The 14,748-nt window shown below is 69.7% G+C and carries 13 protein-coding genes; 11 read left to right on the forward strand and 2 right to left on the reverse strand.

All coding sequences use genetic code 11. The features are described from left to right. Nucleotides 1–72: 72 nt before the first annotated feature. From AB0K73_RS11075 to AB0K73_RS11120, 10 genes are all read left to right on the forward strand, one after another. The gene (locus AB0K73_RS11075; RefSeq protein WP_360512602.1) at nucleotides 73–1,086 is read left to right on the forward strand and encodes a BMP family ABC transporter substrate-binding protein; all 1,014 of its coding nucleotides are present in this window, start codon (nucleotides 73–75) and stop codon (nucleotides 1,084–1,086) included. A 182-nt stretch (nucleotides 1,087–1,268) separates the two neighbouring features. After that, entirely contained in the window at nucleotides 1,269–2,354 is a 1,086-nt protein-coding gene (locus tag AB0K73_RS11080; protein ID WP_360512600.1) for a BMP family ABC transporter substrate-binding protein, read from the forward strand. A gap of 167 nt (nucleotides 2,355–2,521) precedes the next feature. Next, nucleotides 2,522–4,039, forward strand: a complete 1,518-nt coding sequence (locus AB0K73_RS11085) for an ABC transporter ATP-binding protein (protein WP_360512598.1) — start codon at nucleotides 2,522–2,524, stop codon at nucleotides 4,037–4,039. Then, complete coding sequence (locus AB0K73_RS11090; protein WP_360512596.1) at nucleotides 4,036–5,421, forward strand: ABC transporter permease; 1,386 nt, start codon at nucleotides 4,036–4,038, stop codon at nucleotides 5,419–5,421. The genes AB0K73_RS11085 and AB0K73_RS11090 overlap by 4 nt, the downstream gene beginning before the upstream one ends. Further along, a complete protein-coding gene (locus AB0K73_RS11095; RefSeq protein WP_360512594.1) occupies nucleotides 5,418–6,707 on the forward strand; it encodes an ABC transporter permease in 1,290 nt (429 codons plus the stop codon). The genes AB0K73_RS11090 and AB0K73_RS11095 overlap by 4 nt, the downstream gene beginning before the upstream one ends. A 34-nt stretch (nucleotides 6,708–6,741) precedes the next feature. After that, the gene (locus AB0K73_RS11100) at nucleotides 6,742–7,161 is read left to right on the forward strand and encodes a cytidine deaminase (protein WP_360512592.1); all 420 of its coding nucleotides are present in this window, start codon (nucleotides 6,742–6,744) and stop codon (nucleotides 7,159–7,161) included. Continuing rightward, nucleotides 7,158–8,459: a thymidine phosphorylase gene (locus AB0K73_RS11105; RefSeq protein ID WP_360512590.1), complete on the forward strand. Its 1,302-nt coding sequence runs from the start codon at nucleotides 7,158–7,160 to the stop codon at nucleotides 8,457–8,459. The genes AB0K73_RS11100 and AB0K73_RS11105 overlap by 4 nt, the downstream gene beginning before the upstream one ends. Before the next feature lie 97 nt (nucleotides 8,460–8,556). Continuing rightward, the gene (locus AB0K73_RS11110) at nucleotides 8,557–9,678 is read left to right on the forward strand and encodes an adenosine deaminase (protein ID WP_360512588.1); all 1,122 of its coding nucleotides are present in this window, start codon (nucleotides 8,557–8,559) and stop codon (nucleotides 9,676–9,678) included. Nucleotides 9,679–9,724: 46 nt separating this feature from the next. Further along, a complete protein-coding gene (locus tag AB0K73_RS11115; RefSeq protein ID WP_360512586.1) occupies nucleotides 9,725–10,201 on the forward strand; it encodes a PTS sugar transporter subunit IIA in 477 nt (158 codons plus the stop codon). Continuing rightward, nucleotides 10,198–10,482, forward strand: a complete 285-nt coding sequence (locus AB0K73_RS11120; protein ID WP_360512584.1) for a PTS sugar transporter subunit IIB — start codon at nucleotides 10,198–10,200, stop codon at nucleotides 10,480–10,482. Before AB0K73_RS11115 ends, AB0K73_RS11120 begins: the two co-directional genes overlap by 4 nt. A gap of 22 nt (nucleotides 10,483–10,504) precedes the next feature. Here the strand turns inward: AB0K73_RS11120 and AB0K73_RS11125 are convergent, their stop codons facing one another. Then, nucleotides 10,505–12,226 carry a phospho-sugar mutase gene (locus tag AB0K73_RS11125; RefSeq protein ID WP_360512582.1) on the reverse strand — a complete coding sequence of 574 codons (1,722 nt, stop codon included), beginning with the start codon at nucleotides 12,224–12,226 and terminating at the stop codon, nucleotides 10,505–10,507. A gap of 10 nt (nucleotides 12,227–12,236) precedes the next feature. After that, nucleotides 12,237–13,064: a purine-nucleoside phosphorylase gene (locus AB0K73_RS11130; RefSeq protein ID WP_360512580.1), complete on the reverse strand. Its 828-nt coding sequence runs from the start codon at nucleotides 13,062–13,064 to the stop codon at nucleotides 12,237–12,239. Nucleotides 13,065–13,149: 85 nt separating this feature from the next. On the opposite strand from AB0K73_RS11130, the gene AB0K73_RS11135 reads away from it, so the two are divergent. After that, complete coding sequence (locus AB0K73_RS11135; protein ID WP_360512578.1) at nucleotides 13,150–14,580, forward strand: NAD(P)H-quinone dehydrogenase; 1,431 nt, start codon at nucleotides 13,150–13,152, stop codon at nucleotides 14,578–14,580. Nucleotides 14,581–14,748: the final 168 nt, after the last annotated feature.

Below are 14,748 nucleotides of genomic sequence, written 5' to 3' on the forward strand. Positions count from 1 at the left end.
CGCGAGAGAACGGGGCAGCGGATGACTGTGCGTCGGTGGTTCGGGGTTGGAGCGACGTTGGTCGCGGCCTCCGTGGTCCTATCAGGATGCGGGCCCGCGCCCGAGTCGGGCGGTGGCGATGAGGCGGCGAGCGACTCGTGCGTGCGGATGGTCACGAACTCGGGCGGCCTCGAGGACCGCTCGTTCAACCAGGCGAGCTGGGAGGGCCTGCAGGACGCCGAGTCCGAGTACGGCATCGGCGCGGAGGCCATCGTCTCCACGGGCGAGACCGACCTCGCCCCCAATGTGCAGCAGGCGGTCGACTCGGGCTGCGAGCTGATCGTGACGGTCGGCTGGGAGCTCGCCGACGCCACGCTGAGCCAGGCCGAGGACAACCCCGACCTGGCGTTCGCCATCGTCGACGAGACCGTCGAGGCCGACAACGTGAAGCCCGTCGTGTTCGACACGGCGCAGGCGTCGTTCCTCGCGGGCTACCTCGCGGCGGGCGTCTCCAAGACCGGGATCGTGGCGACCTTCGGCGGCAGCAACCAGCCGCCGGTGACGCTCTTCATGGACGGCTTCGTCGACGGGGTCGCCGAGTACAACCGCGCCCACGGCACTGCGGTGCGGGTGCTCGGCTGGGACAAGGCGACCCAGGACGGCGCCTTCACGGGCGACTTCGAGGACATCAACAAGGGCAAGGCGCTCACCGAGAGCCTCATCGACCAGGGCGCCGACGTGATCCTGCCGGTCGCCGGCCAGGTCGGCGAAGGCACGACCTCCGCCGCCCTCGAGCGCGGCGGGGTGTCGGTCATCTGGGTCGACAGCGACGGCTACGAGTCGCTCGCCGAGGAGTTCCGGCCGGTGCTCCTCACGAGCGTGCTGAAGAACACGCAGGACGCCATGGTCGAGATCGTCGGTGCGGTGCTCGACGACTCGTTCACGAACGACCCCTACGTGGGCACGCTCGAGAACGGCGGCGTGGAGATCGCGCCGTACCACGACCTCTCGCCGCTCGTGAGTGCCGAACTCGACGCGGAGATCGAGGAACTGCGCCAGCGGATCATCTCGGGTGAGCTCGTCGTGGAATCGCCGAGCGCGCCCTGATCGGCTCCTCGCCGACGAGTATCGGCAGTTCCTGCTGCTCATATGAGCAGAATGTCGCGTCTTCATAACCATTGCGCGTCCTGACGGCTGCGCCCTGAGTGCTCGGCGCAACATTCGGTAACGTGACTGCACGAGTCCCACGGAGGTTGGGAACGAAGTCTTTGGAGGACACAGTGACGTTCATGACCAGGAAGGCCGCGTTCAGCGGCCTTGCCATCTTCGGCGCGGCCGTGCTGCTCGCCGGCTGCGCATCCGCCCCCGAGGAATCCGACGGCGGCGACGGGGGCGAGGCCCTCGACTTCCTGCCCTGCATGGTGTCCGACGCGGGCGGCTTCGACGACAAGTCCTTCAACCAGCTGAGCTTCGAGGGCCTGCAGCGCGCCGCCGAGGAGCTCGGCGTCGAGACCGTCGAGGTCGAGTCGCAGTCCGAGACCGACTACTCGCCGAACCTCACGAGCCTCGTCGACCAGGGCTGCAACCTCATCGTCACCGTCGGCTTCGCCCTGTCGGCAGCGACGGTCGAGTCGGCCACCGCGAACCCCGACATCGAGTACGTCATCATCGACGACGCCGCAGACAACGACTTCGACGGTGAGATCGACGCCGAGAACATCAAGCCGATCCTCTTCGACACCGCGCAGGCGGCGTTCCTCGCCGGCTACGCGGCGGCCGACTACACGAAGACCAACTCGGTCGGCACCTTCGGCGGCATGAACTTCCCGACCGTCTCCATCTTCATGGACGGCTTCAAGCAGGGCGTCGACTACTACAACGAGCAGAAGGGCAAGGGTGTCACCGTCCTCGGCTGGACCGGCGAAGACGGTCTCTTCACGGGTGGCTTCGAGGCCAACGACACCGCACGCCAGACCGCGCAGAGCCTGATCGACCAGAACGTCGACGTGCTGCTGCCCGTCGGTGGTCCGATCTACCAGTCGGCTGCCGCCGCCATGCGCGAGGCGGGCCGTGAGATCGCCATGATCGGCGTCGACGCCGACTTCACCGAGACCGACCCGTCGGTGGCCGACCTCATGCTGACCTCGATCCTCAAGGGCATCGACGTCGGCACCTACGAGGCCGTGCTCGCCGCGGGCGAGGGCGACTTCGATCCGACACCGTTCATCGGCACCCTCGAGAACGAGGGCGTGGGCGTGGCTCCGTTCCACGACTTCGAGGCGAAGATCTCGGACACGCTGCAGGGCGAGCTCGACGACCTCAAGGCGGCGATCATCGCCGGCGACATCGAGGTCAAGTCCTACCTCGCCGAGTAGTCAGGACGGCACACTGATCGGGGAGGTCGGCTATGGTCGACCTCCCCGATCCGCGTCCGGATGCGGATCGGCGCACTTCGAGCAACATCTGAGCGCACGCGATCCGGGCCCTTCAACATTCGCGCAGCATCTCCAACGAATGCAGCCTCGTCAGTAGGATCGGGGACATGAAGCTCGAACTTCGCGGCATCACGAAGCGATTCGGCAGCCTGGTCGCCAACGACCACATCAACCTCACCGTGGAGGCCGGCGAGATCCACGCCCTCCTCGGCGAGAACGGCGCGGGCAAGTCGACGCTCATGAACGTGCTCTACGGCCTCTACCAGGCCGATTCGGGTGAGGTGCTCCTCGACGGCAAGGTGCAGCACTTCACGGGGCCGGGCGACGCCATGGCCGCGGGCATCGGCATGGTGCACCAGCACTTCATGCTCATCCCCGTCTTCACCGTCGCTGAGAACGTCATGCTCGGCAACGAGTCGACGAAGGCCGGGGGCGTGCTCGACCTCGCCGCAGCCCGCGAGAAGGTCAACGAGATCTCCAGGCGGTTCGGCTTCCACGTCGACCCCGACGCCATCGTCGAAGACCTGCCCGTCGGCGTGCAGCAGCGCGTCGAGATCATCAAGGCGCTCTCGCGTGACGCGCGCGTGCTCGTCTTCGACGAGCCCACCGCCGTGCTCACCCCGCAGGAGACCGACGAGCTCATGGGCATGATGCGCCAGCTCAAGCAGAGCGGCACCTCGATCGTCTTCATCACGCACAAGCTCCGCGAGGTCCGCGAGGTCGCCGACCGCATCACGGTCATCCGCCTGGGCAAGGTGGTTGGCGAGGCGGCCCCGACGGCTTCCAACGCCGAGCTCGCGTCCATGATGGTCGGCCGCGCCGTCGAGCTCACGGTGCACAAGGGGGAGCCGAACCTCGGCGACGAGGCCCTCGTCGTCGACCGCCTCAGCGTCATCGACCAGATCGGGCACCTCGTCGTGAACGACGTGAGCTTCACGGTTCGCCGCGGTGAGATCCTCGCGGTCGCCGGCGTCCAGGGCAATGGGCAGACGGAGCTCACCGAGGCGCTCCTCGGCCTCCAGCCTCGGGTCCAGGGCTCCATTACGCTCGACGGGCAGCAGCTCAGCGGAGCGGGCGTGCGCGACATCCTCGACGCGGGGGTGGGCTTCGTGCCCGAGGACCGCACGGAAGACGGCCTCGTCGGCGAGTTCACGATCGCCGAGAACCTCATGCTCGACCGCAGCTCGGGGCCACCCTTCGTCCGGGCGGGCAATCTGCAGCGCGGCGCGCTTGCGGAGTTCGCGCGCGAGAAGGTGAAGGAGTTCGACATCCGGACCCAGGGCATCGACGAGTGGGCGAATCGGCTCTCCGGCGGCAACCAGCAGAAGGTGGTGCTCGCCCGCGAGTTGAGTCGCGAGCTGCGGCTCCTCGTGGCCGCGCAGCCCACGCGCGGCGTCGACGTGGGCTCGATCGAGTTCATCCACAAGCGCATCGTCGAGGCTCGCGACTCGGGGGTGCCCGTCGTCGTCGTGTCGACCGAACTCGACGAGGTGGCCGCGCTCGCCGACCGCATCATGGTGATGTATCGCGGCCGCATCGTCGGCATCGTGCCGGGCGACACGCCGCGCGACGTCCTCGGCCTGATGATGGCCGGAGAGACCCCCGCAGAAGGAGCCGCCGCATGAGCGACCCCAACGAGCCGCGCGGCGACGCGCCGCGTGCGAACGAACCCGACGACGTCGTCGTCGTGCAGGAGCCGGCTGCGGCATCCGACGACAAGGGCACCGCCACTCGCGACGCCGAGGCGACCTCCTCCGGGCCGGGCCCGAGCGAAGCAGGCGGCGCCGACGTGCCGCCGCCGTCGAAGTGGCACACGACGCTCAACCAGATCGCCACCGGCAACGCGATCATCTCGGTGCTGGCGGTCGTCATCGCCCTCGTGGTCGGCGCGATCATGATCGCGTTCACCGACGAGCGCGTGCAGGAGACGAGCGCGTACTTCTTCGCCCGCCCGCTGGACACCATCGCGGCGATCTGGGATTCCGTCGCGGGCGCGTACTCGGCGCTGTTCCAGGGCGCCATCTACAACTTCCGGCGCGACACGTTCATCGCCGGCATCCGGCCGCTCACCGAGACGCTCACCTTCGCGACGCCGCTCATCGCGGGTGGCCTCGGTGTCGCGCTCGCGTTCCGCGTCGGCATGTTCAACATCGGCGGTCGGGGCCAGATGCTCATCGCGGCATCCGTCGCCGGGTGGATCGCCTTCGGGTTCGACCTGCCCCCGGGCATCCACATGCTCGTCGCCCTGCTCGGCGGCCTCGTCGGCGGCGCGATCTGGGGCGGCATCGCCGGATTCCTGAAGGCGCGCACCGGTGCGCACGAGGTGATCGTGACGATCATGCTGAACTACGTCGCGTTCTACCTCGTCTCGTGGATGCTGCGCACCCCAGGCCTGCTGCAGGCGCCGGGCTCGTCGAACCCGAAGACGCCGCCCATGAAGGAGACGGCGATCTTCCCCGACCTGCTCGGGCCCCAGTTCAACCTGCACTTCGGCTTCATCCTCGCCGTGCTCGCAACGGTCATCGTGTGGTGGATCCTCAGCCGTTCCAACCTCGGCTTCCAGTTCCGGGCCGTGGGCATCAACCCGAATGCGGCGCGCGTGGCCGGCATCAACGTGAAGGGCATGTACGTCTACGCGATGCTCATCGCCGGTGCGCTCCTCGGACTCGCGGGCGTCAGCCAGGTGCTCGGCCAGGTCACGACCGGGTTCACGGCCGGCATCGACGCGGGCATCGGGTTCGACGCCATCACGGTGGCGCTCCTCGGACGTTCGACGCCATGGGGCACGTTCGCGGCCGGCATCCTGTTCGGCGCGTTCAAGGCGGGCGGTTTCTCGATGCAGGCGGCCGAGGGCGTGCCGATCGAGATCGTGCTCGTCGTGCAGTCGCTCATCGTGCTCTTCATCGCAGCGCCGCCCCTCGTCCGCACGATCTTCGGGCTGCCAGATCCCGAGCGCCGGAAGAAGCGTGCGCGCAAGCAGGCCATGAAGGAGGTGACGGCGAAGTGAGCACCACCGCTGACGACCGCAGCCTGGCACCCCAGCCCCAGGCGCTCGACACCACCGTGGTGACGAGTTGGAAAGCGCCGATCGCCCTCGGCATCTTCACCCTCCTCCTCCTCGCGCTCGCGGTGTTCGCGCCGCGGCCCGGCGACACGACCTACCGGCTGTCGCTGCCGAACGACGTCATCCAGCTCCCAGAGCTCGTGGTCCCCACGATGCCCGCACTGTGGATCGTGGTCGTGCTGCTCGCCGCGGCCACCGCCTTCGCAGCCTTCATCGTCAGCACGAAACGCCGGGTGCCACTGTGGCTCATCGTCGTCTTCGCGATCCTGTTCGTCTTCGGCTTCCTCACCTGGGCCGGTGCCGGCGCCTCGCTCCCCATGATCGGCCTCCTGTTCGGCTCGCTGAGCCTCGCGGTGCCGCTCATCTTCGGTTCGCTGGCCGGCGTCATCGGCGAGCGAGCGGGCGTGGTCAACATCGCGATCGAGGGTCAGCTGCTCGCCGGCGCGTTCACCGCCGCGATCGTCGCTTCGGTCACGGGCCAGCCGCTGCTCGGGCTCGTCGCCGCCATGGTGGCGGGCATGCTCGTGGGCATGGTGCTCGCGGCATTCGCGATCAAGTACTTCGTCGATCAGGTCATCGTCGGTGTGGTGCTGAACGTGCTCGTCGTGGGCCTCACGAGCTTCTTCTTCTCGCAGGTGCTCGCGCCCAATGCGGCGACCTTGAACACGCCGCCCCGATTCGACCGCCTGCCGATCCCGGTGCTCAGCGAGATCCCGATCATCGGGCCCGTGCTCTTCCGCCAGACGCTCGTCGTGTACCTCATGTACATCGCCGTCGCGCTCGTCTGGTTCGGGCTCTTCAAGACCAGGTGGGGCCTGCGCGTCCGCGCGGTCGGCGAGCATCCGCAGGCCGCCGACACCGTCGGCATCAACGTGAACCGCACGAGGTTCTGGAACGTCGCCCTCGCCGGATCGATCGCGGGCCTCGGCGGCACCTTCTTCACGATCGGATCCGGCATCGCGTTCAACCGTGAGATGACCGCCGGCGCGGGCTTCATCGCCCTCGCGGCCGTCATCTTCGGCCAGTGGGACCCGATCAAGGCGACCCTCGCGGCCCTCCTGTTCGGATTCGCGTCGAACCTGCAGAACACGCTGTCGGTCATCGGCTCGCCGGTGCCGAGCGAGTTCATGCTCATGCTGCCCTACGTCGTCACGATCTTCGCCGTCGCCGGCTTCGTGGGGAGGTCCCGCGCTCCGGCCGCCGACGGGAAGCCGTACATCAAGTCCTGACCACGAACCGACTCATCCTGAACGGGGGAGCACCATGACCGCAACGGATGCGATCGACTGGAACCTGCTGCGCGAGCGTGCCCGCGAGGCGATGGCGAAGGCCTACGTGCCCTACTCCGAGTTCCCCGTCGGCGCCGCCGCCATCGTCGACGACGGGCGGGTGGTGAGCGGATGCAACGTCGAGAACGCGTCGTACGGTGTCACGCTCTGCGCCGAGTGCTCCCTGGTCTCGGCGCTCATCATGTCGGGCGGCGGCAAGCTCGTCGCGTTCACGTGCGTCGACGGCCACGGCGGCACGTTGATGCCGTGCGGTCGCTGCCGACAGCTGCTCTACGAGCACTCCGCCGCGGGGATGCTCCTCGAGACCGTGTCGGGCGTGAAGACCATCGACGAGGTACTCCCCGACGCGTTCGGTCCGCGCCAGCTCGCGGAGTTCCACGGGGCGCGTTCGTGAGCGCGGTCGAGCGCTTCGACGCCGTCGACCTCATCCGCGCGAAGCGTGACGGACGCGAGCTCGAGACCGCAGAGATCGACTGGCTCATCGACGCCTACACGCGCGGCTACGTCGCCGACGAGCAGATGTCGGCCATGACCATGGCGATCTTCCTCAACGGCATGACCCGTCGCGAGATCCGCGACCTGACGATGGCCATGATCGCCTCGGGCGAGCGCATGGACTTCTCGAAGCTCGGCAAGCCGACGACCGACAAGCATTCCACCGGCGGGGTCGGCGACAAGATCACGTTGCCGCTCATGCCCCTCGTCGCCACCTTCGGCGTGGCGGTCCCGCAGCTCTCGGGCCGCGGTCTCGGCCACACCGGCGGCACGCTCGACAAGCTCGAATCCATCCCCGGGTGGCGCGCCGACCTCACGAACGAGGAGATGTTCGCGCAGCTGCGCGACGTCGGCGGCGTCATCTGCGCCGCTGGCTCGGGCCTCGCCCCGGCCGACAAGAAGCTGTACGCGCTGCGCGACATCACGGGCACCGTCGAGGCGATTCCGCTGATCGCGTCGTCGATCATGTCGAAGAAGATCGCGGAGGGCACCGGGGCGCTCGTCCTCGACGTGAAGTTCGGGTCGGGCGCGTTCCTGCAGGACATCGAGCGGTCGCGTGAGCTCGCCCGCACGATGGTCGAGCTCGGCGAGGACGCGGGCGTCGCGACATCCGCTCTCCTCACCAACATGAACGTGCCCCTCGGCCGCACGATCGGCAACGCCAACGAGGTTCGCGAGTCGGTCGAGGTGCTCGCCGGCGGCGGTCCGCCCGATGTCCGTGAGCTCACGGTGGAGCTCGCCCGCGAGATGCTCGCCCTGGCGGGTGTACGCGACGCCGACGTCGAGGCGGCACTCGACGACGGCCGCGCCATGGACACGTGGCGGCGCGCGATCCAGGCTCAGGGCGGAGACCCCGACGCCGCTCTCCCGGTGGCCCGGGAGCAGCACGTCGTGACCGCCGAGCGCGACGGCGTCCTCGTCGCCCAGGAGGCCCTGCCGTTCGGCATCGCGGCCTGGCGCCTCGGAGCGGGGCGAGCTCGCAAGCAGGATCCCGTGCAGCACGCCGCCGGCATCGACCTGCACGCGAAGCCCGGCGACGAGGTGCGCCGGGGCGAGCCCCTCTTCACCCTGCACGCCGACGAGCCCGAGCGATTCGCGCGCGCACTCGAGGCGCTCACGGGTGCATACCGGATCGGTGATGCCGGTGACCCGATCGACGACGGTGGGCCGCTCATCGCCGACCGCATCGGTCGATGACGTCGCCGCCGGCGCCCGGTCCTCACGAACCGGAGGCGCGCGGCGTGGCTTCGAGAATGCCGAGACTTCGCGGCGGACCCGCCGCTATCGTTGAGTCGTGAACACGATTCCGACGGAGTACCGCCTCGAGGGCGACGGCACGAGCATCCAGGACCTGCCGAAGATCTCGTTGCACGACCACCTCGACGGCGGCCTGCGCCCGCAGTCCCTCCTCGAGCTCGCCGATGAACTCGGGCTGGAGGTGCCCGCAGCCGACACCGAGGGCCTCGAGACGTGGTTCGCCGAGCAGTCCAACTCCGGCTCGCTCGTGGAGTACCTGAAGACCTTCGACCTCACGACCGCGGTCATGCAGACGCGCTCCGGACTCACTCGTGTCGCGCGCGAGTTCGTGCAGGACCTCGCCGCCGACGGCGTGATCTACGGCGAGATCCGGTGGGCGCCCGAGCAGCACCTCACGCGGGGCCTTTCGCTCGACGACGTCGTCGAGTCGGTGCAGACCGGCATCGAGCAGGGCATCGACGACGCGCGGCATCATGGGCGGAGCATCCGCGCCGGCCAGCTGATCACGGCGATGCGGCACAACGACCGCGGACTCGAGATCGCCGAGCTCGCCGTGCGTCACCGCGAGCGCGGGGTCGTCGGCTTCGACTTCGCCGGCCCCGAGGCGGGCTTCCTGCCGAGCCGCCACCGCACCGCGTTCGACTACCTCGCCGAGCAGTTCATCCCGGTCACGGTGCACGCGGGCGAAGCCGACGGGCTCGACTCGATCCGCAGTGCGCTGCTCGACGGCCGGGCGCTGCGCCTCGGTCACGGCGTTCGCATCGCCGAAGACCTCGTGATCGAACGGCAGGACGACGAGAACACGTACGTGTCGCTCGGCCCGGTCGCGCAGTGGGTGCGCGACCGCGAGATCGCACTCGAGACGAGTCCGTCCTCCAACCTGCAGACCGGCGCCATCGCCGCGTGGGGTGACGAGCTCGTCGACCACCCGTTCGACCTCCTCTACCAGCTCGGCTTCCGCGTCACCGTCAACACCGACAACCGCCTGCAGAGCGGCACCACCCTCACGCGCGAGCTCGCCCTGTTGAGCGATGCGTTCGGATACGACCTCGAGGACTTCGAGACGTTCCAGCTGAACGCCGCCGCTGCGGCCTTCCTTCCCCTCGACGACCGGGAGGAGCTCGCCGAGCTCATCCAGGACGGCTTCGACCGAGCCTGAACGAACCAGCCGGGCATCCCCTCCTCGCCGCCCTGATCGGATCCGCATGACCCCCCTCCCGCCGCTTCCCGACAACGCCGTGGTGCTCGGCGCGCGTCCAGCCGACTGGCGTGCCGCCGTGCGCGAGGTCGGTCGGGCGCTCGTCCGCTCGGGTGCCACGCGAGCCGAGTACGCCGAGCGCATGATCGCGGTGATCGAGGAGTTCGGGGCCTACGTCGTGATCGCGCCTGGCCTGGCCCTCGCGCACGCGCGCCCCGGCCCTGACGTTCGGCACGAGGGACTCGCCATCGTGACGCTGGCCAAGCCCGTGGCCTTCGGGCACCCCCACAACGACCCCGTGCGGGTCATCGTCGGGCTCGCGGTGTCGAGCGCCGAGGAGCACGTGGCCTCCGTCGCCCGGCTCGCCAACGCGTTCAACGATCAGCGCATCGTCGGGCGCATCGCTCGCGCGACCACGCCGGGCGAGGTGCGGGAACTGCTGGGGCTCGACGACGGCGAGATCCACCGCGCGGGCGACGCATGAGGATCGTCGCCGTGTGCGGTGCGGGCATCGGCACGTCCGCGATCCTGCAGGTCAACGCCGAGCGGGCGTTGTCGCGGCTGGGGCTCTCGGCCGACGTGAGCGCGAGCGACCTCGAGCATGTGGCGGATGCCGCGGCCGACGCCCAGGTGATCCTCACGTCGACCGAGCTCGCCGGCGCCGTCAGGGCGGCGATCGGACGCAGCTTCGCCGAGATCATCGAGGTCGTCAACTACTTCGACGTCGAGGAGATCGGCGGCAAGCTCGAGGCGTCCCTCGGCTGACGCCTGGCAGATCGCTCGCCGCTCAACCGCCGACGAGCTCCCGCATGCCGGCCTCGATGCGGGAGACGGCATCGGATGCCGCGGCCCGACGCTCCTCGACGGAACCCTCGGTGCCGACCGCGTCGATGTAGACCTTGAGCTTGGGCTCGGTGCCGCTCGGACGCACCATCACCCGACCACCGCCCTCGAGCACGATGCGCAGCACGTCGGACGGCGGCAGCGCGCCGAAGCCCGCGGCGAGGTCCTCGATGCGCTCCACGGGGATGCCGTCGACGGCGGCGGGCGGCTCGGCGCGCAGCCGCGCCATGATCTCGCCGATGCGTGCGACGTCGGTGACGCGCAGCGAGATCTGCGCGGAGGCGTAGCATCCGAATCGCTCGATGAACTCGTCGAGGTGGTCGGCGACCGTCCTGCCCGCGGCCTTGAGTTCGGCGGCGAGCGACAGGAACGCGACGGCGGCGGAGATGCCGTCCTTGTCGCGCACGGTCTCGGGGTTCACCAGGTAGCCGAGCGCCTCCTCGAAGCCGAACACGAGCGCAGGCGCGCGTGAGATCCACTTGAAGCCCGTGAGGGTGGCCTCGAAGTCGAGTCCGTATGCGGTCGCGACGGCCTCGAGCCCCGGCGATGACACGATCGAGCAGGCGAGCGTGCCGTTCGGGCCGCCCTCGCCGGACGCCGTCGCGGCAGCTCGTCGCGCAGCACGCCAGCCGAGGAGGAGTCCCACCTCGTTGCCGGTCAGGCGGCGGTATCCCTCGGGCGACTCGGCGTCGGGAATCGCGATGGCGAGCCGGTCGGCGTCGGGGTCGTTCGCGATGATGAGCTCCGCGTCGGCCTCGCGGGCGCGGGCGAAGCTCAGGTCCATCGCGCCGGGTTCCTCGGGGTTCGGGAACGCGACCGTCGGGAACGCCGGATCGGGCGAGATCTGGTCGTCGACGACGGCCGGGGCGTCGAACCCGGCCGTGCCGAGCACGCGCGCCGTCGTCTCCCACCCGACGCCGTGCATGGCGGTGTAGACGCCCCTGGGCTGCGCAGCGGGGGCATCGGCGACCTCCGCCGTCTGACGCACGTATTCGTCGACGACCGCCTCGGGCGCGGTCTCGAACTCGCCGCGGGGCAGGTCGGGCACGGTCGTCGTGTCGGCGACCCGCAGGATGTGGGCGGCGATCTCGGCATCGGCGGGCGCGACGATCTGCGACCCGTGGTCGGCGCCCCCGAGGTACACCTTGTAGCCGTTGTCGTTCGGCGGGTTGTGCGACGCGGTCACCATGATGCCCGCCGAGGTATCGAGGTGCCGCACGGCGAACGCGAGCACGGGCGTCGGCAGCATCCGCGGCAGGAGCACGGCGCGCAGGCCCGCGCCCGCCATGACCTCGGCCGAGTCGCGCGCGAACACGGCCGAGTTCTTCCGACCGTCGTAGCCGATCACGACCGAGGGCGTCGTGCCCGGCCCAGCATGCTCGAGCAGGTACTGCGCGAGCCCGGCGGCCGCCTGCGACACGAGCACGCGGTTCATCCGGTTCGGGCCCGCGGCGATCTCACCCCGCAACCCCGCGGTGCCGAACGCGAGCCGCGTGTCGAAGCGGTCGGCGAGGTCCGCGGATGCCGCGGGGTCGCCCGCGCGGGCGGCCTCCACGAGCGCGGCGAGCTCGGCCCGGGTCTCGGGGTCGGGATCCTGCGCGATCCACGCCTCGGCGAGGGCGATGCGCCCGGTGTCGTCGGTGTCGACGGTGTTCGGCTGCGACATCCGGTGCCTCCTAGAGCTTGCCGACGATCTTCGCGAGCAGTGCGGAGATCACGGGCTCGGCTGCCCGGCCCGCCTCGAGCACCTCGCCATGGCTGAGGGGCGTCTGCTGGATGCCGGCTGCGAGGTTCGTGACGAGCGACATGCCGAGCACCTCCATGCCGGCCTGGCGCGCCGCGATCGCCTCGAGCGCGGTCGACATGCCGACGATGTGGCCGCCGATGGTCTTCGCCATCTGCACTTCGGCGGGCGTCTCGTAGTGCGGGCCCCGGAACTGCACGTACACGCCCTCGTCGAGGGTGGGGTCGATCGAGCGGGCGAGCTCGCGCAGTCGCGCCGAGTACAGGTCGGTGAGGTCGATGAACGTGGCGCCCTCGAGCGGGGACGCGGCCGTGAGGTTGATGTGGTCGCTGATGAGCACGGGCGTGCCCGGCTTCCAGTGGTCCTTGATGCCGCCGGCGCCGTTGGTGAGGATCATCGTCGTGGCGCCCGCGGCAGCCGCCGTGCGCACCGAGTGCACCACGCGGCGCACGCCGTGGCCCTCGTAGAAGTGGGTGCGCGCCCCGATGACGAGCGCGCGCCTGCCGCTCGGCAGGGTGACCGACCGGAGCGTGCCGCCGTGCCCTTCGAGTGCGGGAGCCGAGAAGCCGGGCACCTCGGTCGCGGGGAACGTGTGCGTCGTCTCGCCGATGAGGTCGGCGGCGCGGGCCCAGCCGCTGCCGAGCGTGAGGGCGATGTCGTGGCGTTCGACGCCCGTGAGTACGGCGATCCGCGCGGCAGCCTCGGCGGCGATGGCGAAGGGGTCTGCGGTGGGGTCGTCGAGGGGGTTCGCGGAATGCATCCCACCACTCTAATGAGGGACACGGATGCCGCAGCCGCTGCTGCTCGTTTGCGGGCGGGCGTCGCGCATGCGACAGAATATGAGCATGGCCTACGAGTTCGAGCGCACGCAACGGATCGCCGTCCTCGGGGGTGGGCCGGGCGGATACGAAGCGGCCCTCGCGGGTGCGCAGCTGGGCGCGGAGGTCACGCTCGTCGAGCGCGCGGGCGTCGGCGGCTCGGCCGTGCTCACCGACGTCGTGCCCTCGAAGTCGCTCATCGCCACCGCCGAGGCCTCCAACGCGGTGAAGGAGGCGGCCGATCTCGGCGTGCAGTTCTACGCGAAGGGCGCCGCCGACAAGGCCGTGAAGCCCGACGTCGCCATCAACCTCGCCGCGGTCAACAAGCGGCTCCTCGGCCTCGCCGCCCAGCAGTCGGAGGACATGCGCTCGAACCTGCTCGACGCGGGCGTGCGGCTGGTGCAGGGGGAGGGGCGCCTCGACGGATCCAACGCCATCATCGTGTCGACCGCGAAGGGCGGAACCGACTTCGACCGCATCGAGGCCGACACGCTCGTGATCTCGGTCGGCGCGACGCCGCGCATCCTGCCGACCGCCGTTCCCGACGGCGAGCGGATCCTGACGTGGACCCAGGTCTACGACCTGCCCGAGATCCCCGAGCACCTCATCGTGGTCGGCTCCGGCGTCACCGGCGCGGAGTTCGCCTCGGCGTACCGGGCGCTGGGGGCGAAGGTCACGCTCATCTCGAGCCGCGACCAGGTGCTGCCCGGTGAGGATGCGGACGCGGCATCCGTCATCGAGAAGGTCTTCAAACGCAACGGCATGAAGGTGCTGAACAAGTCGCGTGCGGCGTCCGTCGTGCGAGACGGGGACTCGGTGATCGCGACCCTGTCGGACGGCCGCGAGGTGCGTGGCAGCCATTGCCTCATGGCGGTCGGCTCGGTGCCGAACACGAACGGCATCGGCCTCGAGGACGCCGGCGTTCAGCTCACCGAGAGCGGGCACATCCGGGTGAACCGCGTCGCGCGCACGTCGATGCCGAACATCTACGCGGCGGGCGACTGCACGAACTTCCTGCCGCTCGCCTCGGTCGCATCGATGCAGGGACGCACCGCGGTGTTCCACGCGATGGGCGACATCGTGAACCCGCCCGAAGAGCGCAACATCACCTCGAACATCTTCACGCAACCCGAGATCGCGACCGTCGGCTGGACGCAGAAGGACATCGAGGAAGGCGTGGTTCCAGGGGTGATCTACAAGCTGCCGCTCGTCTCGAACCCGCGCGCGAAGATGATGGAGATCCGCGACGGCTTCGTGAAGCTCTTCGCGTCGAACGGCTCGGGTGCCATCATCGGCGGCGTCATCGTGGCGCCGAAGGCGTCGGAGCTCATCTTCCCGCTCGCGCTCGCGATCGAGCACCGGCTCACCGTCGACCAGTTCGCCGAGGCGTTCCCCGTCTACCCGTCGCTCACGGGCTCGCTGACGGATGCCGCGCGCGCGATGCACATCGTGCGCTGACCCCGCGGCTGCGCGCCGCGGCCCCGGCGCCGCACGACATGTTCAGAATTGCCGCACGACATGCTCAGAATTCAGGAACGGGTGGGCCGTGCCCGTCGTCGTCATGCTCAGAATTCAGGAACCCGCCGCACGGATGGCGCAGGCGCTCGCCAGAATCACCGGCTGATC

Source organism: Agromyces sp. NPDC052230 (assembly GCF_040679595.1).
Lineage (GTDB): Bacteria > Actinomycetota > Actinomycetes > Actinomycetales > Microbacteriaceae > Agromyces.